The sequence below is a fragment of the Nocardia sp. NPDC055029 genome (assembly GCF_053608525.1).
Genome location: NZ_JBSGVQ010000005.1, coordinates 66,510 through 84,282 on the forward strand (window position 1 = coordinate 66,510; position 17,773 = coordinate 84,282).

The following is a 17,773-nucleotide window of genomic DNA, read 5'->3' on the forward strand; positions in this document are numbered from 1 at the left end:
CTGACCTCTTCTCTCATTCTCGTGGGCTGTCGAGTGGTTCGATCTCCTCCGGGGCGAAATACAGGTAGCGGCCGTACCATTCGTGCAGTTCTGCGGCGGGGTCGTCCTCGATGACCACGCCAACGTGCGCCTGCCCGTCGACATCGGCGTGCACCGTGACGACCCGGGCGACCCTGCCGTCGTAGAACAGGTCGTGCGCGTCGGCGCGCCGCGACGGATGCAGGCGGACCCGGGTACCGTTACGCACCTTCACCGCGCCGACCATGACCGCGTCGGACTCGGGTCGAACAGCGTTGTCGGCCAACGGTTCCCACCAGTCGACGCCGTCGGGCACCTCCGGAATCAGGGCGGCGGCTTCGGCGTGTGGATCCCGCAGGACCCCATGCAACTGCTGTAGGGCCTCCGGGGTCATGGCGTCGCAGCGGTCGATGATCTGGGCGGCTCGCTGATCGGTCGCGCGGGCTTCGGCCTTCTCCTGATCGGTCATGGTCATCACCCGCAGGGTGAGAATCTCGTCGATCTCGGTGGAGTCGAACAGCGGTCCTTCGCTCTGCTCGGCGATCTCGGGGTGGTCGTAGAGGATGATCGGGGAGATCAGCACGATGCTGTGGTCACCGGGCCGTCCGGCCAGGACCGGGAAGCAGCGGTGCTGGACACAGCGGGCCACGGCGGCTTCGGCATCGGGCGGGGGTTCGAGCAGCGAGACGAACGAGCCGTCGTCGATGTCGGCGATGACGTGCGCGCCGATCAGTGAGCGGGCCATGGCCTCCTCCCGATCGGTCGCCGGGGCACCGATATTGCGCAGGGTGACGCTCAGACGCGTCCATCGCCCGTCGGGTTCCACCGCCACCTGGACCTCACCGTCGAGGTGCACGCGGCTCCGGACCAGCCGCCCGGCCGGAGAACCGTCGGGACCGGGGATCACCTCGAGATCGGTTCCGGCCGGAATCGATAAGCGTGCCGTCGAATCGGTCAGCCGCAGCGGACCGATCCGCTCCTCGCATTCGACCGCCTCGTCCCAGCTGATCCACGATCGGCCGTCGACGACGAGCTCGGCGACCGGGTCTCCCCCGGCGTCCTCGACCGTGCGGCGCTGTAGGTGCAGGAACCGGACGGTCAGGGTGATCGAGGCGTGCTCGCCGGCCTCGATCAGACACTGGACCGACAGTTCCGCTTCCTCACCGAGGCCGGTTGCGGCGGCCCCGGTGGGTCCGAGGACACCGAACTGCCAGCGGGACTGGTTCTTGGCCGAGTTCGCCCGGTACGGGTACAGCAGATAGCCCTCGTAGAGCACCGCGTCGGCGACCGCGCGTGCCCTGGCCCGTGATCTCGTCAGCTCCGTACTCATGAGCTGTCCTCGGCGGTGTCGAGCAGGCGGGTCACCGCGTCGTCGAAGCCGAGCAGCCCGTGGCCGGACTTGTAGGCGGCGATCGCGTCGAGGGTGTCGCGGCGCAGGCGCAGCCAGCCCGAGTTCGGGAAGTGCGCGGCCATCAGGTCGCCCCACACCGAGACCGGCATCTGGAACTTGTCCTCGCGGTCCCACGGTATCTGCTGCACTGCGAAACCTGTGGCGCCGCGGATGAACACAGTGCCGCTGAACAGGAAGATCAGGGGCACCGTCCCCTCGCGCAGGGCGTGCAGATATTTGGACCCGGTCACCTCGAAGTCGTAGGTGCACGGCATCGGCAGGTCGACTTGAGCCCCGCCGTGGAATCCGGGAACCATGGTGGCGCAGTGCATCCAGAGGAAGGAACGCTGGGTGTCACGCCAGCGTTCGCGTGGCCCGAACAGGTCGACCAGGCCCGCGCTCTCCTCGTCGGTGTAGCCGCGCCGGTGCGGTTCGATCCGCACCTGCGCGCGTAAGGCGATGGCGTGCACCGGTTCCTCGGCGAGCGCGGCGATCCCGACGCGCGCTGTCAGGGTCGGCGTCACGGCGTAGGGCTCGGGTGCGATGCCGAGTACCGCGAAGGTCGTCGAGTAGGCCGGGCACATCACACACCACCCGGCCGGGCGCGCGCCGACACCGCGGCGAAGAACTCGTCGAGATACCGGTGCACGTCCTGGCCGCCGTCGAACCCGCGCCACAGCAACCGCATGTGGCCGACGAATTCGTAGCAGGCGTCGATGGGCAGGAGCAGGCAGGCGGCCTCGGCGGTGCCGCGCTCGGGGACCCGGATCATCAGCGCCTCGACATCGGGGAGGGCCACGTCGATCTCCGGGTGCCGGTCGAGCACCGTGCGCCACTGGTCAAGGGGCAGTTCGGATTCGGTGGCCCCCATCGGTCCCGGATAGAACGCGACGGTGCGGCCCAGTGCGGAATTGTCGAAGAAGAACGCCAGACCGACCGGGATCTCGAGCGCGTCCCACTCGCCGTGGCTGATGGTGAACTCCGGGAAGCGCAGGTACCGGTCGGGCACCGCCCGATACCGCAGGGTGGCGTTCTGGTCGGTGAACAGCAGGTAGCAGCCCCGGCATACGCACAGCAGCTGACGTCCTTCGATATTCACCACGTGCTGGTGCTCGGCGGCGATGGACTCCGCGCACATCTCACACCGTTCGCCCGCAGGCACGGCGGGCTTGCGGTCGACGGTGAGGCGCCGCAGCACCCCCAGCGGAGAACTCACCCGCCCACCCCCACCGGGACGGCCACCGACAGTTCACCGGCGCGCACCAGCACCGGCAGCGGTTCCAGATGGCCGTCGCCGTCGACCCGGGCACCGGCGTGGACGGCGTCGTAGTGCGCTCGGCACGTCGGGCAGCGCAGGACCGCGTCACCGACCGGGAATCCGTCCCGCCGCTGCAGCGCGGCACCGGCCAGGGAGTTGTCACACGACGGGCAGTGGTCGCGGTAGACGAACAGCTCGTCACCGACCCGGCAGGCGAGCACCGCGTGCCCGCCGATGGAGAAGCCGCCGACCTCGCCTGCACCGAGCTCGCCCAGCTCCGGGACAGCGATCCAGCTCCCGTGGTGCTCGCCCACCGGGCGGGCCTCGGCGTGTACCCGCGCGAACAGTGAGTCGGCGGAGATCAGGGCGTCGGTCGACTCCGGTTGCGCGGCAGCCACTTCGATCGACTCGATCTCCGGCGCCGCGGCACGCACCGCGTCCTCCACCGCCAGTTCCAGGGTCACCGAGGACGAGGGGCAGGTGCGGCAGCTACCGGACAGTTCGAGGCGCACGACGCCGTCGGTCACGCTCAGCAGTTCGACATCACCACCGTGGGACCCCAGGTACGGGCGGACACTGTCGAGCGCCGCGCGGACGCGGGTGTGCACGTCGTGCGGATGCAGGCCGTGCACCAGCAGCAGGCTCGCGACGAGATCGTCGGCGGCGAGCCGATCGCGCACGTCGTCGTCGACGAGCGCGAGGACCCGTGCCAGTCCGGCGCCGTAGAGGTCGGCGACCTCGCGCACCAGTTGCTCGGCACGTTCACGGGCGACGACCCCACCCGCCGAACTCGCGTTCAGCAGGGTCTCGATCCGCTCGCCTGCGCCGCGCCATCGGTCTTGGTCGATCGCTGCCTCGTCGTGCTCCCCCGGCCGATCCGGCATCACCGTTACTCCCCGGTGAGTGTCTGGGTGGGCGAGTGGAGTTTCTCCAGCGTCTTGCCGTTGCCGAGGTACATGTGCACCCCGCACGGCAGGCACGGATCGAAGCTGCGCACGGTGCGCATGATGTCGATGCCCTTGAAGTGCTCGCGGTCGTTCTCCTCGAAGATCGGCTGGCCCTGCACCGCGTCCTCGTACGGGCCCGGCGTGCCGAAACTGTCGCGGGGGTTGGCATTCCACGGCGTCGGCGGATACGGGTGGTAGTTGGCGATCTTGCCTTCCCTGATCACCATGTGATGGGACAGCACTCCACGTACCGCCTCGGTGAACCCGCAGCCGATGCCCTCCTCCGGCACCTCGAAGTGCTCCCACGTCTTGGTCCGCCCCGCTCTGATCTCCTCGAGCGCCTGCTCCGCGAAGTGCAGCGCACAGGCCGCGGCATAGGCCTGGAAGTAGGTGCGGGCGCGATCGCGTTCGATGGTGTTGCTGCCGAACGCGGGGATCGTCCATTCGAAGCTGACCGGGCCCTTCAGCGCGGTCTTGGGCAGGTTGATCTGCACACTGTGCCCGGTCGACTTCACGTAGCCGATATCGACCAGCCCGGCCAGCGCCGTCGACCACAGCCGGGCCAACGGCCCGCCCCCGGTGTCGAGTGCCAGATGGTCGGTGCCGTCGAACCAGCGCGGCGACATCACCCAGCTGTACTTGTCGTCCATGTCGCGCTTCTGCGGCTTGGGGTTGGTGTGCTGATTCCAGGGGTGGCGCCGGTCGACCGGATTGCCGAGCGGGTCGGTCTTCACGAACATCTCCTGGTCGGTCCAGTCGTCGTAATACGAACTGCCCAACAGGATTCGGATGCCGAGATTGATGTCGACCAGGGACGTGGTCAGCAGTTTCCCGTCGATGACGATGCCGGGGGTGACGAACATCCGCCTGCCCCACTCCTCCATGTCCTTGTACTCGAAATTGCACACCTCCGGGTCCTGGAACGAGCCCCAGCAACCCAGCAGGGTGCGCCGCAATCCGACCTGTTCGTACCCAGGGAGCGCCTCGTAGAAGAAGTCGAAGAGGTCGTCGTGCATCGGCACGACCTTCTTCATGAATTCGACGTAGCGCATCAGGCGCGTCATGTAGTCGGTCATCAGCTGGATCGTCGCGACGGTTCCCACGCCGCCGGGATACAGCGTCGACGGGTGCACGTGCCTGCCCTCCATGAGGCAGAACATCTCGCGGGTGTAGCGGCTGACCTGCAATGCCTCCCGGTAGAACTCGCCGGTGAACGGATTGAGCGCGCGCATGATGTCGGCGATGGTGCGGTAGCCGTGCTCGGCCGAATGCGGGGCCGGGGTCTTCTCCGCCTGGGCGAGGACACCGGGGTTGGTCTCGGCGACCATCTTCTCGCAGAAATCCACGCCGACCAGATTCTCCTGGAAGATGTTGTGGTCGAACATGTATTCCGCGGCCTCGCCGAGATTGACGATCCACTCGCCCAGGTGCGGCGGTTTCACCCCGTAGGCCATGTTCTGGGTGTAGCACGAACAGGTGGCGTGATTGTCGCCGCAGATACCGCAGATGCGGCTGGTGATGAAGTGCGCGTCACGGGGATCCTTGCCCCGCATGAAGATCGAGTAGCCGCGGAAGATGGACGAGGTGCTGTGACACTCGACCACTTCACGGTTGTCGAAATCGATCTTGGTATAGATTCCCAGGCTGCCGACGATGCGGGTGATCGGGTCCCAGGCCATTTCGACGAGGCTGTCGGGATCGATCCGCTTGTGTGACGGCTCGGGGATGATGGCAGTCATTCCAATCGCCTCCTACCAGGTGCGGGTGGCGCCGGATTCCAGCTTCTCGCCCTTGTGCCGCCAACGCGGCTCCTTGTCCACCGTGCGTCCGGTGATGTGGCGCAGGCTGCGGATCACCGACCCGTACAGCCCTGATGCCGTCGAGGAGATCTTCCCGCCCGGCGGCTCGTCCATGAACGGCATGAATTTGTCCGGGAATCCCGGCATGGTGCAGCCGATGCAGATGCCGCCCACATTCGGGCAGCCACCGACGCCGTTGATCCAGCCCCGCTTGGGGACGTTGCATTTGACGACCGGGCCCCAACATCCCAGTTTCACAATGCATTTCGGGGAGCCATACTCGTCGGCGAAGTCACCTTCCTCGTAGTAGCCGGCTCGATCACAGCCTTCGTGGACGGTGGCGCCGAACAACCATTTCGGGCGCAGCGCCTCGTCGAGGGGGATCATCGGCGCCTGTCCGGTCGCCATGTAGAGCAGGTAGGTCAGCGTTTCGGACATGTTGTCCGGGTGGGCAGGGCAACCGGGCACGCACACGATCGGGATTCCGGCCTTGGATTTCCAATCCCAGCCGAGATAGTCCGGCACGCCCATCGCGCCGGTGGGGTTACCCGCCATGGCGTGGATGCCGCCGTAGGTGGCACAGGTACCGACCGCGACCACCGCGGTGGCCTTCGGGGTCAGCCGATCGAGCCACGCACTGGTCGTCATCGGCTGACCGGTGGCGGGATCGTTGCCGAAGCCGCACCAGTAGCCCTCCTCGTGGAGCTGTTCGTTCGGGATGGAGCCTTCAACGACGAGTACGAACGGTTCGAGTTCACCGCGGTCGGCTTTGAAGAACCATTCGAGGAAATCGTCGGCGCCGCCGGTGGGACCGCATTCGAAATCGATCAACGGCCAGTGCACCGCGATCTGCGGGAGCCCAGGAAGAGCGCCGAGCGCGATCTCCTCGATACTGGGCTGTGTCGCTGCTGTCAGCGCGACCGAATCACCGTCACAACCGAGGCCTGCGTTGATCCACAGCACGTGGATCAGGGCCTGTTCTGCTTTGATTGCTTCCTGGGTGGGCATGGGCTGTGCCACTTTCTGAAGCGGGGCATCGCAGGCCCGGGAGCCTGCGACGTGATCCTGATCACGTCAGTCTATGTCGCTGGTGAGTGATCCTCAATAGTTGCCGAGCGCTGCAGCCGGAGCCAGTCGTACCACTGCGCCAGACCGGAACCGCTGGTCACCGACAGTGGCAGGATCTGCGCGTGCGGGTTGATCGCCGTCGCGTATTCCCGGCATTTGTCCAGGTCGAAGTCGACATAGGGCAGCAGATCGATCTTGTTGACGAGGACCAGGGACGCCGCGGCGAACATGTGCGGATACTTCAGCGGCTTGTCGGTACCCTCGGTCACCGAGATAACCACGACTTTGCCCCGCTCGCCGAGGTCGAACAACGCCGGACACACCAGGTTGCCGACGTTCTCGACGAACAGCAGCGTGCCGGGCGCGGGGTCGAGGGACTCGAGCGCGCGGTAGGTCATCTCGGCGTCGAGATGACAGCCCGCGCCGGTATTGATCTGCACGACCCGACAGCCCGTCGCCCCGATCCGCTCGGCGTCGAGCAGGGTCGCCTGATCACCCTCGATCACCGCGATCGGCACCTCGGTGAACTCGCGGATCGTGCGTTCGAGCAGGGTGGTCTTGCCCGCACCGGGTGAGCTGGTCATGTTCAGTGCCAGGATGTCGCGGGCCGCGAGCCAGTCACGGTTGCGCTGGGCCAAGAGGTCGTTCTTGGCCAGGACTTTCTGTTCGAGGGTGACGGTCTCGGTCACCGGCAGGTGCACGTGATCTCCGCCGTGACCATGACTGTGCCGGTGCGGCTCGTGCTCGTGCTCGTGCTCGTGCTCGTGCTCGTGCTCGTGCGGGAGGGTGATCACCGCGGCGTTGTCGTCGCCACATCCACAGGTTGCGCACATTCTCGGCTCACTTCCATCGACCGGATTCGGAGTTCGTGCCCGGCTCTGATCTCGACATCGGCGCTGCCGCACTCGCACAGGGCGATCGGTTCGAGCACGGTGAACTCGGCGCCACAGCTTCGGCAGGCCGCACGGCCGGGTACCGCGTCGATCTCGAGACGCGCGCCCTCGGCGAGAGTTCCCTCGGCGGCGAGTTCGAAGCAGAACTGCATCGCCTCCGGAACGACCGCGCACAGCACGCCCACTTCCAGGAGCACGCTGTGCACCCGCGCGCCCGCCGCGTGTTCGCAGACGGCGTCGATGACACTCTGGGTGATCGCCATTTCGTGCATCGCAGCCTCGGCTCGTCGAGGGATGAACCCATTGCTGAGGCTACTCCTCGGCAACCCGCCGACGCGATGGCCGAACGCTCAGCTGAGACGGTGTGCGGCGAGCAGGTCCGCATCGCCGAGGATGTCGGCGGTGGGTCCGTTGGCGACGACCTCGCCCGCGTCGAGGATGACGACCCGATCGCAGATCCGTTGCGCGTAGGGCAGATCATGGGTCACCACGAGCATGGTGGTGGGCAGCGACAGCAGGATCTCGGCCAGCTCGCGGCGTGCCACCGGATCGAGGTTGGCGGCCGGTTCGTCGAGCACGAGGACTTCGGGCCTGCACGACAGCACCGTCGCCAGCGCGGCGCGCCGGCGTTCCCCGAGCGACAGGTGCGCCGGTGAGCGCCCGGCCCGATCCGTCATCCCCACCGCGTCGAGCGCCTCGCGCACGCGTTCGGCGAGAGCCTCGCCGCGGACGCCGAAATTGGCGGGCCCGAACGCGACGTCCTGTTCCACGGTCGGCATGAACAGCTGGTCGTCGGGGTCCTGGAACACCACCCCGACCCGTTGCCGGATGGCGCGGACACTGTCGCGGTCCAGCCGCACATCGCCGATGTGGATCTGCCCCGAGGCGGCCGTGAGCGCCCCGTTCAGGTGCAGCATCAGCGTGGACTTGCCTGCCCCGTTGGGCCCGAGGACCGCCACCCGCTCCCCCGGCGCGATCTGCAGGTTCACCCCGTTCAGCGCGCCGGTCCCGTCGGGATAGGCGAAGGTCAGATCGACCACACGCACCGCGGGTGTCGTCGGTTCGGTCACCGCACCATCCAAGCACCGGCGCAGACAGCGATCGCGGCGGCCGCGGGCAGACAGCCGAGCAGCCATTGCCTGCCGGTGGCGGGCCGGGTGCCGACATCGGGTACGGCGCCGTCGAATCCGCGCGACAGCATCGCCAAATGGACCCGCTCGCCACGTTCGTAGGATCGCAGGAACAGGGTGCCCGCGCCGCGTGCGGTCGCACCGGCTTGGCGCAGTGTGCGCGGGTCGTCGCCGCGCGAGATCCGCGCCAGCCGCATCCGCGCCGCCTCGGCCACCAGCACGTCGACGTAGCGCAGCATCAGCACCACGATCATGACGATCGTGCCAGGCACGCGTAGCCGCGTCAGCCCTTCGGGCAAGGCGCGCACGCTCGTCGTCGCGGCCAATGTCAGTGAGATACCCACGCCGATAGTGCCTTTCGCGATGATCCCCCACGCGGCGTAGAGGCCGGTCACCGACAGCGACAGCCCGAGGACCTCGGTGCGGGGTTCCCCGGCGGCGAAGGGCAGCAGGATCGCCAGCACGACGAACGGCAACTCGATGAGCAGCCGTGGCGCGATCCAGCGCACCGGGATTCCCCACCATCGCCACAGCGCGACCAAGCCAAGGGCATAGCAGCCGAACGGCCACAACAACTCCCGCGGTGTCGCCACGACCGCGAACACCGCGACCACCGCGCAGACGATCTTCACCTCGGCCTGCGCCCGATGCGCCGGCGAATTCCCCACCAGATACAGCCGGTGGACCGGGCCGCTCACCTACTCCGGCTCCGCGTTCGACCGCGCCGCGACATCACCAGCACGGACCGCCGGGCGCGTTGCGCTTCGCCCGATCCGGATCGTGCGGACCACCGCGAACAGCACGGCGAAGGCGGCCGCGACACCGACGATGCCCGCCAGACCGGCCAGATCGCTGTCACCGCCGATCGTGTAGTCCGCCAGCGGTGAACCGGCGAACCGGTGTTCCTCGGCGCTCTGGGCGATGCACTCACCATGCAGTTCCTCGGCGCCGTTCACCTCGACCGTGATGCACCCGCGCTGTGTGGTGGCGTCGAGCCCGTCGGGCTGTGAACTCGCGGCATAGGACAGCACGCCCGCGACGAGCACCGCGGCCGCGGCGAACGCCCACAGGAAACTGGTGAACGACAGCCGTGCGGGAGCGGGAGATGCTGCGGCGGAGCTTGATTCCGCCGCACGCAGGACATAGACCAGGTCCGGTCGTGCGTTCACCACGGCCACCACGGTGATCGCGGTGATGATGCCTTCACCGATCCCGATCAGCGCGTGGGTGACGAACATGTACCCCGCGACGGCACCGACCGTGGATCCCGCGGCGCCGCCGATCGCGTACTCGACGACGAAACCCATCGCGGCGCACAGGGTTCCGATGAGCGCGGCGACGAAGGCCACGATGCCCATGCCGGTATCGGTCCGCCGGCGAAGCAGCGCGACCCCGCCGCGGGCGACCAGATATCCCGCCCCGACACCGAGGAGGGCCATGTTGGTGATGTTGGTGCCGAGTGCGGTCAGCCCGCCGTCGGCGAACAGCAGCGCCTGGACGACCAGCACGATCGCCACGCACAGCGCCCCGAGGTAGGGCCCGACCAGAATGGCGGCCAGTGCCCCGCCCAGCAGGTGCCCGCTCACGCCGGGCAGGATCGGGAAGTTCACCATCTGCACCGCGAAGATGAACGCGGCCACCAGCCCCGCCATCGGCGCCGCGCGCTCATCGAGTTCGGCCCGCGCTCGCCAGCCCGCGAACCCGAGCCCCACGGCCGCGATCCCCGCGAAGATCAGCGACGTCGGCGCATCGACGATCCCGTCGCTCATGTGCATTGCCACGATGCTGCCGTTCACCTCTCAGAACACTACGCCCTTTATCTGTCCAAGTGAACAGATAAAGGAATGTCCCGGAGCGTCGGCAGTGATGCGACCCGAGTTCGAGGAGACTAGAATCCGGTGATGGAGCGCCGCACCGAGGCCGCGCGCAGCCGTCGTGTACGTGATCACCGATCGCCCTTCGACCGGTTCGTCGAGCAGGCCGAGCTGCGGGTGAGCCAGGCTCCGTTCTTCTTCCTCTGCGTCGCCATCGTCGCCGCGTGGCTGATCAGCTTGCCGTGGTGGACGGATCTCAAAACCTGGCAGGTCGCCATCCACACCGTCGCGAGCGTCTTCACCCTGCTGCTGGTGGTCCTCCTCGAAAACGCTGGCCGCCGCGCCAGCGAGACCGCCCAGGAGAAACTCAACGTCATCGCCGAGGCCCTGGCCACCCTCATGACCTCCTCCGCCTCCACCGACCCCGAACTCCACGCGGCCGCCGCCCGACTCCGAGAATCGGTCGGCCTCGAAGAGCGCCACTGACCAGGCTCCGCAGTGGAATAGTCACGGCGGCAAGCTCACTCCCCGATCGGGCGGGATCGCGGCGAGTCCACCCCGGCCGCGCTGAGCACTTCCGGATACGAGAAACCCCCTCCGAACATGTCAGAGGGGGCGTGTCCGGCCGGGGGTACCGAAGGGGTTTGCGATCCTATCCCCCGCCAGACTCGTATCCGGAGATCAGTCCGCGGTCACTTCGCTGCGGTCACCGCTCCACAGGGTGTGGAACTTGCCGTCGGCGTCGATGCGCTCGTAGGTGTGCGCGCCGAAGAAGTCGCGCTGGCCCTGAGTCAGTGCGGCGGGCAGGCGTTCGGCGCGCAGTGCGTCGTAGTAGGACAGCGAGGACGCGAACGCCGGGACCGGGATCCCGAGCAGGGTGGCGGTGGACACCACGCGCCGCCAGCTGTCGATCGCGGTCTCGATCGCCTGTCGGAAGTACGGCGCGAGGATCAAGCTCGGCAAGGCGGGGTCCTGCTCGTAGGCTTCCTTGATCCGGTTCAGGAACCGGGCGCGGATGATGCAGCCGCCGCGCCAGATCGTCGCCAGATCACCCGGGCGCAGATCCCAGCCGTACTCGGCGCTGCCCGCGGCGATCTGGTCGAAGCCCTGTGCGTAGGCGACGACCTTGGACGCGTACAGGGCCTGCCGGATGTCCTCGGTGAACTGCTCGACATCGGTGGGCTTGTCGGCGAGTGTGCCCGACGCGAGGCCCACCGCGGCTTTGCGCTGGGCACGGGAACCGGACAGCGCCCTGGCGAAGACCGCTTCCGCGATGCCGGTCACCGGCACACCGAGATCGAGCGCGGACTTGACCGTCCAGCGGCCGGTGCCCTTCTGCTCGGCCGCATCGACGATGACGTCGACCAGCGGCTCGCCGGTCTTCGCGTCGACCTGCGCGAGCACCTCGGCGGTGATCTCGACCAGGTAGCTCTCCAGGTCCCCGGAGTTCCACTGCGTGAACACCTCCGCGATCTGCCCGGCGTCGAAACCGAGCGCGTCACGGAACAGGTGGTACGCCTCGCCGATCAACTGCATATCGGCGTATTCGATGCCGTTGTGCACCATCTTGACGAAGTGCCCGGAACCGTCAGGGCCGATGTGGGTGCAGCACGGGGTGCCGTCGACCTGCGCCGCGATCGACTCCAGCAACGGGCCGAGCGACTCATAGGACTCCTTCGGTCCGCCCGGCATGATCGCCGGACCGTTGAGCGCACCCTCCTCGCCGCCCGAGATGCCCGCCCCGACGAAGTTCAGGCCGCGCTCGCGCAGGGCAGCCTCGCGACGGATGGTGTCGGTGTAGAGGGCGTTGCCACCGTCGATGATGATGTCGCCCGGCTCCATCACGGCAGCCAGCTCCTCGATGACGGTGTCGGTCGCCTCGCCCGCCTTGACCATGATCAGCACCCGCCGCGGCTTCTCCAGCGCGGCGACGAACTCCTCGACGGTCTCGGTCCGGACGAAATCGCCGTCATCGCCGTGCTCGGCGAGCAGCGCGTCGGTCTTGGCCACGGAACGGTTGTGCAGCGCGACGGTATAGCCGTGCTTGGCGAAGTTGCGGGCGATGTTGCTGCCCATCACGGCCAGGCCGGTGACACCGATGTGTGCACGCGCGGTAGAGGTCGACATTGATCAGCTCTCTTTGTTCGGCGGGTCCGACGGGTGCGGAAGACGGCTTCCTTGGCAGCCAAGTTACTTGGCACCGATCCGCGGCCGAACACTTACCACCGTCACCGGGGGTCTGGACGGAACCGGGCGTAGTCCGCGTGTCGGCGGTCGCTGCTAGTGTCGGTCGAGTTCTGACACGGGGTGCCTCGCGACCGCGAGGCTGAGAACAGACCCGCTGAACCTGTTCAGGTAATGCTGACGAAGGGATGTCACGGTGTTGCGCGCCCACACCACAAATACCGACCTGTTCACCGATCACCTCTGGGACCGGACCAAAGTCCTGCGGAGTGCGATCGACGACCTGGAATTCCTGCGGCACCTCGGCGAGGGCACGTTGCCGCTCGAGGTGTTCCGCACCTACATCGAGCAGGATTCGCTGTATCTCACCGGGTACTCGAAGGCACTGGCGATTCTCGCCGCCAAGTCGCCGGACCCGCAGACCGCGGCCTTCTGGGCGACGTCGTCCGCGAACGCCGCCGCTGTCGAGTCGGCCATGCACGAGCAGCTGCTCACCGGTGGCGTGCTGCCCCCGCGGCAGGGTGAGCCGGAGCATTCGCAGACCTGCCTGGCCTACGTCTCCTACCTGATCGCGGCCGCCGCGACCGAGTCCTACGCCGTCGCCGCGGCAGCCGCGCTGCCCTGCTTCTGGATCTATGCCGAAGTGGGACGCGACCTGGCCGAGAGCGCCGCGAAGGTGATCGCCGCCGACCCCACACACCCGTACGCCCAGTGGGTCACCACCTACGGCGCGGCGGAGTTCCAGCAGTCCGCGGCCACGGCTCGAACGCTGGTCGATGCCGCCGCCGAGGCGGCGGGCGAGCAGGAGCGCGCGGCGATGGAGAAGGCGTTCGTCGCCGCCGTGCGCTACGAGTTGATGTTCTGGGACACCGCCCTGCATCCGCAGCCCTGGCCCGCCGCATGACCGGGCGTCTGCGCCGCGCGATCGCGGTCCTGGCCACCACCGTCGCGGCCGTGTCGCTGCTCACCGCCTGCGGTTCGGGCGGCGGCTCCGACAACACCATCCGGTTCGCGCTGGACTGGACACCGAACACCAACCACGTCGGGCTCTACGTCGCGTTGCAACGCGGCTATTTCACCGACGCGGGTCTGGACGTGCAGGTCCTGCCGTACAACAACACCTCCGTCGACACGGTGATCGATGCCGGCAACGCGGAGTTCGGGATCAGCACCCACAACTCGTCGACCTTCGCCCGCGCGTCGGGTGCGCGGGTCAAGTCGGTGCTCGCCCCGCTGCAGCACTGGGCGACGGGGATCGGCGTGCGCGCCGATCGCGCCGACCTCGCGAGCCCGAAGAACCTCGACGGCAAGACCTACGCCGGTTTCGGCGACCCGGGCGAGAAGGAAGCCCTCCAGCAGGTCATCCGCAACGACGGTGGCACCGGCGATTTCACCTCGGTGATGCTGGGTTCGTCGGCCTACGAAGCGGTCTACTCCGGTAAGGCCGACTTCACCGTCTCGTATCTGGCGTGGGAAGGGATCGAGGCCGAACACCACGGCACCCCGATGCGCTACTTCCGGTACACGGACTTCGGTTTCCCGGACGCCTACGCGATCGTGGTCGACGGCAACGAGGGCTGGCTGGCCCAGAACCCGGACCGCGCCGCGAAATTCGTGCAGGCGCTGCAACGCGGTTACCAGTTCGCCGCGGACAATCCGGACGCGGCGGCCCAGGATCTCATCGACGCCAATCCGGGCGCGTTCACCGACGAGAAACTGGTCTTCGAGAGCCAGCGCATGCTGGCCGAGCAGTTCATGAAGAACGCCGCGGGCAAGGTGGGCCTCCAGACGGTGGAGCAGTGGTCGGCGAATTCCGGCTTCCTGTATCGGGGTGGTCTGCTGACCGGCCCCGACGGGAAGCCGCTGACCACCGAACCCGACTGGTCGACTTATTTCACCAATGAGTACCTCGCCACCCCGTGAGCGGTCCGTAGCCGCGTCACCGCCGGTCCTCGCCGACGGTGACGGCGGGACGGCTCGCTGGGCCGGGATCCGGTGGGCGGTGCCGTCGCTGGTCACGGTGGTGGTCCTCGTCGCGATCTGGCAGGTCTACGTCACGAGCAGTGGCGTCCGTCCGCAGGTGCTGCCGTCGCCACTGCGGGTCGTCCAGCAGGGGTGGGCACACCGCGACGAGATCGGTTCGCACGCGGCCGCCACCTTGCAGGTGACGGTGGTCGGGTTCGCGGTGTCGCTGACGCTGGCGTGGGTGCTGGCGGTGATCGTGGACTTCTCGCCCTGGCTGCGGCGTGCGCTGGTGCCGCTGTTCGTCGCGTCGCAGACCGTGCCGATCGTCGCGATCGCACCGTTGATGATCATCTGGTTCGGGTTCGGTCTGCTGCCGAAGATCCTGGTGGTCGCGCTGGTCACCTTCTTCCCCATGGCTATCGGCCTGATCGAGGGATTCGCCGCGGCCGACCGTGACGCGGGCGCGCTGCTGCGGAGCATGGGCGCCTCGCGGCTGCAGGAGTTCCGCTACGTGCGCCTGCCGTCCGCGCTGCCGCGGTTCTTCACGGCGCTACGGATCGCGATCACCTACGCGGTCGTCGGTGCGGTGTTCGCCGAATATGTCGGCGCGAGCGCCGGACTCGGCATCTATATGAGCCTGCAGAAGAATTCGTTCCGCACCGACCTGGTATTGGCGGCGGTGCTGGTCACGGCACTGCTGAGTATCACGCTGTACCTGTCGACGTTCGCGATCGAACGCCTCGTCGCGCCGTGGTCGCGCGCGCAGAACAGGAGCCGACATGACTGACGCCGGGGGCGACCGAATCGTCGTCGACCATCTGACCAAGTCGTTTCCGCAGCCCGGTCGGCGCAGCCCGGACCTCGAGGTGCTGGGCGGGGTGTCGTTCACGGTCCGATCGGGCGAGTTCGTCACCGTCATCGGGCCGAGTGGTTGCGGCAAGAGCACCGTGTTCAACATGCTGGCCGGACTCGAATCCCCCGATTCCGGCAGCGTCGGCTTCCGCGCGGCCGACGGCGAGGACACCGCATCGCACTGCGCCTACATGCCGCAGAAGGACCTGCTGTTCCCCTGGCGAACCGTCCTCGACAACACCATCCTCGGCTTGCGCGTCCAGGGTGTCCCGAAATCGGAGGCCCGGCGCCGCGCCCGCGAACTGTTCCCGGTCTTCGGCTTGTCCGGTTTCGAGGACGCTCGCCCGTCCCAGCTGTCGGGGGGGATGCGACAGCGGGCCGCCCTTCTGCGGACCGTGGTCCAAGAGCGCGAACTGCTGCTGCTCGACGAACCCTTCGGCGCACTCGACTCACTGACCCGCACCGAGATGCAGTCGTGGTTACAGGAGGTCTGGCAGCGCTACCGCTGGATGGTCCTGATGATCACCCACGATGTCCGTGAGGCGGTGTACCTGTCGGACCGCGTGCTCGTCCTGTCGGCGCGCCCGGCCACCGTGCGCCACGAACTGCGCATCGACCTGCCGCGACCACGCGAGTTGTCCACGATCACCGCCCCCGAATTCGTCGCGCTGGAAGAGGAACTCCTCGCGATCCTGCACGAGGAGTCGCGTCGGGCGCTGGCGGAACAGCGCTAGCTCGACCGGTCCGGCGGAGCAGGGCCGGTCCGGCCACCATGGTGTGGCGATAGTCAGTGCTCGATCGAAGGATCCCAGCGGTTGGCGAGCAGTGTGAAGCTCGGGAGGTCCTCCAGCGAGGTCAACGCCTCGTAGATGCGCTCGTACCGTGTCGAGGCGATCCGCCACACCCCATCCGGGTCGCGACGATAGGTGTCGGAATAGTATCCGCCACCACGGATCTGTACTTTCGCGCTCGGCACGAGAACAGTGTCCTCGAACGCCCAGGATCCCTTCGCGGTATCGCCATCGACCTCGATCTCGGGATGGTTGGCGATGTGGATCGTGACGATCCCGGGCCCGAGGTTCTTCTCCATGAACGCCACGACGCCGGCCCGATCGCCGAAATGCAGCGGCTCGCCCATGGCCTGCGTGCCATAGCGCGCGGAGACATCCTCGGCGAGGCAGTCCGCGAACTCGTCCCACAGCTTCAGATCGAGTGTGCGGAAGTAGCGGTGCTTGAGACGCTTGATCTCCTCGATAGCGACAAGGTCCATGGCCGGAGTGTAGAACGTGTTCCAGATTTGGTCGAGCATTCGATCACCGATCGGCGGATCGGGCTCCGCGGAATGCGCGCCGCCCAGGTTCCCACAGACCGTTGGTCAGCCGCCGCCCCGCTATCGAAAGACGCTCATGAAGATGAGGTTCGCGATGATGTCGGACTGGCTCCACGTGTTTCCGAGGCCGTCGTCCCGGTGGGCAAAGACCCACGCTCCGACGTTGAACGTATACGTGTTGCCCGGACGCATCGTCCAGAACACATCGATGGTCGCCCCGGGACCGAATCCGCCACTGCTGTAGACGTCGACCTCATTGCTGACTCGCTTACGCCAGCGTTTGTCGGTGGCGGAGGTGACGAAGTTGCCGTTCTCGAAAACCGAGAGATCGGTACCGCCCTCCGCGGTGGCGTTGCCGCCGAACCCGGCGCCGACCGTGTAGTGGTCGTCGGTCGTCCGGTACGCGCGACCCATCACGGAGACCTCATGATCGGTCTGCAGCGTGACCCCGAATCCGGCGCGCGCGTAGACGAAGTCCTCGGCGCCGCTGATCTTCGGGCCTGCGCGGCCGTCGATGGCGACGCGGCCGTTGTCGCGATCGACAATGATCTTGAACGGTCTGCCGCCTGCCGGGTCGTGCCACGCCCAATCGAAGTGATACGGGATCCCGAAGATCTCGGTGCCTGCCCGGATATCGAGCGGTGCCGTTGTTTCCGGGTGGTTCCCGCGCGAGTCGGTGCGCTGCGGGTGTGCCAGATCCTCGTCGAACGGTACCGGGGTTTCACCCGCTTTCCGCAGCATGTCCGCCGTGTCGGGATCCTGTTGTGCCAGTCGTATCAGGGGCGCGTAGAGCGCCTGCGAGATCGCGGTCCGTTCGGCGGCGTCGGCGCGCCTGCGCGCGGTCTCCGCGGAGGAACGTTCGATCATGTTTTCGATCGACTTCTCGACGAAACGGCGGTGTTCGGCGGGGAAACTCGGTGAATAGCGGATCTGCGACGTGGGAGGTTCCGTGCGGGAAGCCGGCGTCGTGGTCGTTGTCATGAGTGCACCTCCAGATGGTGTTGTGCTCTCGTCAGCCTGCGCCTTCGAACGCGGGTTCGTCGCGCGTAGTCGGCTACCCCATGACTCGTTCACTGAGAAACACCACCGGGACCACAGCGAAGGCGCCGCCTCCGGCAGGACTGC

19 protein-coding genes, 1 pseudogene and 1 riboswitch are annotated in these 17,773 nt (G+C 67.4%); of the genes and pseudogenes, 5 read left to right on the top strand and 15 right to left on the bottom strand.

The window, feature by feature from the left end; genetic code table 11:
• Positions 1–13: 13 nt before the first annotated feature.
• The 12 genes and pseudogenes from ACWF9G_RS06570 to ACWF9G_RS06625 form a co-directional block, all read right to left on the bottom strand.
• Positions 14–1,348: a hypothetical protein gene (locus ACWF9G_RS06570; protein WP_452514135.1), complete on the bottom strand. Its 1,335-nt coding sequence runs from the start codon at positions 1,346–1,348 to the stop codon at positions 14–16.
• Positions 1,345–1,992 (bottom strand): DUF6084 family protein, encoded by a 648-nt coding sequence (locus ACWF9G_RS06575; RefSeq protein ID WP_452514137.1) that lies wholly within the window; start codon positions 1,990–1,992, stop codon positions 1,345–1,347. Before ACWF9G_RS06575 ends, ACWF9G_RS06570 begins: the two co-directional genes overlap by 4 nt.
• Positions 1,992–2,624, bottom strand: coding sequence for a DUF5947 family protein (locus tag ACWF9G_RS06580; protein WP_379303054.1), 633 nt, complete (start codon positions 2,622–2,624; stop codon positions 1,992–1,994). Before ACWF9G_RS06580 ends, ACWF9G_RS06575 begins: the two co-directional genes overlap by 1 nt.
• A complete protein-coding gene (locus tag ACWF9G_RS06585) occupies positions 2,621–3,550 on the bottom strand; it encodes a NifU family protein (protein WP_379303056.1) in 930 nt (309 codons plus the stop codon). Before ACWF9G_RS06585 ends, ACWF9G_RS06580 begins: the two co-directional genes overlap by 4 nt.
• 5 nt (positions 3,551–3,555) lie before the next feature.
• Positions 3,556–5,352 carry a nickel-dependent hydrogenase large subunit gene (locus ACWF9G_RS06590; RefSeq protein ID WP_452514139.1) on the bottom strand — a complete coding sequence of 599 codons (1,797 nt, stop codon included), beginning with the start codon at positions 5,350–5,352 and terminating at the stop codon, positions 3,556–3,558.
• Positions 5,353–5,364: 12 nt separating this feature from the next.
• Positions 5,365–6,420 (bottom strand): NADH-quinone oxidoreductase subunit B family protein, encoded by a 1,056-nt coding sequence (locus tag ACWF9G_RS06595; RefSeq protein ID WP_379303060.1) that lies wholly within the window; start codon positions 6,418–6,420, stop codon positions 5,365–5,367.
• 71 nt (positions 6,421–6,491) lie between these two features.
• The gene (gene hypB / locus ACWF9G_RS06600) at positions 6,492–7,313 is read right to left on the bottom strand and encodes a hydrogenase nickel incorporation protein HypB (protein WP_452514142.1); all 822 of its coding nucleotides are present in this window, start codon (positions 7,311–7,313) and stop codon (positions 6,492–6,494) included.
• Positions 7,271–7,645, bottom strand: coding sequence for a hydrogenase maturation nickel metallochaperone HypA/HybF (locus ACWF9G_RS06605; protein WP_379303064.1), 375 nt, complete (start codon positions 7,643–7,645; stop codon positions 7,271–7,273). Before ACWF9G_RS06605 ends, hypB begins: the two co-directional genes overlap by 43 nt.
• Before the next feature lie 78 nt (positions 7,646–7,723).
• Positions 7,724–8,443 carry an energy-coupling factor ABC transporter ATP-binding protein gene (locus tag ACWF9G_RS06610; RefSeq protein WP_379303066.1) on the bottom strand — a complete coding sequence of 240 codons (720 nt, stop codon included), beginning with the start codon at positions 8,441–8,443 and terminating at the stop codon, positions 7,724–7,726.
• The gene (cbiQ, locus tag ACWF9G_RS06615; RefSeq protein WP_379303068.1) at positions 8,440–9,201 is read right to left on the bottom strand and encodes a cobalt ECF transporter T component CbiQ; all 762 of its coding nucleotides are present in this window, start codon (positions 9,199–9,201) and stop codon (positions 8,440–8,442) included. Before cbiQ ends, ACWF9G_RS06610 begins: the two co-directional genes overlap by 4 nt.
• Positions 9,202–9,591 carry a PDGLE domain-containing protein gene (locus ACWF9G_RS06620; protein WP_452514389.1) on the bottom strand — a complete coding sequence of 130 codons (390 nt, stop codon included), beginning with the start codon at positions 9,589–9,591 and terminating at the stop codon, positions 9,202–9,204.
• A 15-nt stretch (positions 9,592–9,606) separates the two neighbouring features.
• Positions 9,607–10,299: pseudogene (locus tag ACWF9G_RS06625) on the bottom strand (energy-coupling factor ABC transporter permease); the annotation flags it as partial.
• Positions 10,300–10,404: 105 nt separating this feature from the next.
• Here ACWF9G_RS06625 and ACWF9G_RS06630 point away from each other — a divergent pair.
• On the top strand, positions 10,405–10,803 hold the full coding sequence (locus ACWF9G_RS06630; RefSeq protein WP_379303070.1) for a low affinity iron permease family protein: 399 nt from the start codon (positions 10,405–10,407) through the stop codon (positions 10,801–10,803).
• 195 nt (positions 10,804–10,998) lie between these two features.
• Here ACWF9G_RS06630 and gndA read toward each other — a convergent pair whose 3' ends face one another.
• Positions 10,999–12,444 (bottom strand): NADP-dependent phosphogluconate dehydrogenase, encoded by a 1,446-nt coding sequence (gene gndA / locus ACWF9G_RS06635; protein WP_452514145.1) that lies wholly within the window; start codon positions 12,442–12,444, stop codon positions 10,999–11,001.
• A gap of 166 nt (positions 12,445–12,610) precedes the next feature.
• Positions 12,611–12,707: riboswitch (TPP riboswitch) on the top strand.
• Between gndA and ACWF9G_RS06640 the strand changes: the two genes are divergently transcribed.
• The 4 genes from ACWF9G_RS06640 to ACWF9G_RS06655 all read left to right on the top strand — a co-directional run bounded on the left by ACWF9G_RS06640 (position 12,698) and on the right by ACWF9G_RS06655 (position 16,052).
• A complete protein-coding gene (locus ACWF9G_RS06640; protein WP_379303074.1) occupies positions 12,698–13,405 on the top strand; it encodes a TenA family protein in 708 nt (235 codons plus the stop codon). It overlaps the preceding riboswitch by 10 nt.
• A complete protein-coding gene (locus tag ACWF9G_RS06645; RefSeq protein WP_379303076.1) occupies positions 13,402–14,424 on the top strand; it encodes an ABC transporter substrate-binding protein in 1,023 nt (340 codons plus the stop codon). Before ACWF9G_RS06640 ends, ACWF9G_RS06645 begins: the two co-directional genes overlap by 4 nt.
• Complete coding sequence (locus ACWF9G_RS06650) at positions 14,402–15,253, top strand: ABC transporter permease (protein ID WP_452514148.1); 852 nt, start codon at positions 14,402–14,404, stop codon at positions 15,251–15,253. The genes ACWF9G_RS06645 and ACWF9G_RS06650 overlap by 23 nt, the downstream gene beginning before the upstream one ends.
• Complete coding sequence (locus ACWF9G_RS06655) at positions 15,246–16,052, top strand: ABC transporter ATP-binding protein (protein WP_452514150.1); 807 nt, start codon at positions 15,246–15,248, stop codon at positions 16,050–16,052. The genes ACWF9G_RS06650 and ACWF9G_RS06655 overlap by 8 nt, the downstream gene beginning before the upstream one ends.
• A 53-nt stretch (positions 16,053–16,105) precedes the next feature.
• Here ACWF9G_RS06655 and ACWF9G_RS06660 read toward each other — a convergent pair whose 3' ends face one another.
• Together ACWF9G_RS06660 and ACWF9G_RS06665 are read right to left on the bottom strand one after the other, a co-directional pair.
• Entirely contained in the window at positions 16,106–16,588 is a 483-nt protein-coding gene (locus tag ACWF9G_RS06660; RefSeq protein ID WP_452514391.1) for a nuclear transport factor 2 family protein, read from the bottom strand.
• Between the two features lie 120 nt (positions 16,589–16,708).
• Positions 16,709–17,629: a hypothetical protein gene (locus ACWF9G_RS06665; RefSeq protein WP_452514151.1), complete on the bottom strand. Its 921-nt coding sequence runs from the start codon at positions 17,627–17,629 to the stop codon at positions 16,709–16,711.
• Positions 17,630–17,773: the final 144 nt, after the last annotated feature.

Excerpts from the sequence above, each read along its gene's own strand:
- ACWF9G_RS06590 (WP_452514139.1), bottom strand. The coding sequence starts at position 5,352 with ATGACTGCCATCATCCCCGAGCCGTCACACAAGCGGATCGATCCCGAC.
- ACWF9G_RS06645 (WP_379303076.1), top strand. The coding sequence starts at position 13,402 with ATGACCGGGCGTCTGCGCCGCGCGATCGCGGTCCTGGCCACCACCGTC.
- ACWF9G_RS06595 (WP_379303060.1), bottom strand. The coding sequence starts at position 6,420 with ATGCCCACCCAGGAAGCAATCAAAGCAGAACAGGCCCTGATCCACGTG.
- ACWF9G_RS06575 (WP_452514137.1), bottom strand. The coding sequence starts at position 1,992 with ATGTGCCCGGCCTACTCGACGACCTTCGCGGTACTCGGCATCGCACCC.
- ACWF9G_RS06665 (WP_452514151.1), bottom strand. The coding sequence starts at position 17,629 with ATGACAACGACCACGACGCCGGCTTCCCGCACGGAACCTCCCACGTCG.
- ACWF9G_RS06630 (WP_379303070.1), top strand. The coding sequence starts at position 10,405 with ATGGAGCGCCGCACCGAGGCCGCGCGCAGCCGTCGTGTACGTGATCAC.
- ACWF9G_RS06605 (WP_379303064.1), bottom strand. The coding sequence starts at position 7,645 with ATGCACGAAATGGCGATCACCCAGAGTGTCATCGACGCCGTCTGCGAA.
- ACWF9G_RS06660 (WP_452514391.1), bottom strand. The coding sequence starts at position 16,588 with ATGGACCTTGTCGCTATCGAGGAGATCAAGCGTCTCAAGCACCGCTAC.
- ACWF9G_RS06655 (WP_452514150.1), top strand. The coding sequence starts at position 15,246 with ATGACTGACGCCGGGGGCGACCGAATCGTCGTCGACCATCTGACCAAG.
- hypB (WP_452514142.1), bottom strand. The coding sequence starts at position 7,313 with ATGTGCGCAACCTGTGGATGTGGCGACGACAACGCCGCGGTGATCACC.
- ACWF9G_RS06650 (WP_452514148.1), top strand. The coding sequence starts at position 14,402 with ATGAGTACCTCGCCACCCCGTGAGCGGTCCGTAGCCGCGTCACCGCCG.
- gndA (WP_452514145.1), bottom strand. The coding sequence starts at position 12,444 with ATGTCGACCTCTACCGCGCGTGCACACATCGGTGTCACCGGCCTGGCC.
- ACWF9G_RS06585 (WP_379303056.1), bottom strand. The coding sequence starts at position 3,550 with ATGCCGGATCGGCCGGGGGAGCACGACGAGGCAGCGATCGACCAAGAC.
- ACWF9G_RS06570 (WP_452514135.1), bottom strand. The coding sequence starts at position 1,348 with ATGAGTACGGAGCTGACGAGATCACGGGCCAGGGCACGCGCGGTCGCC.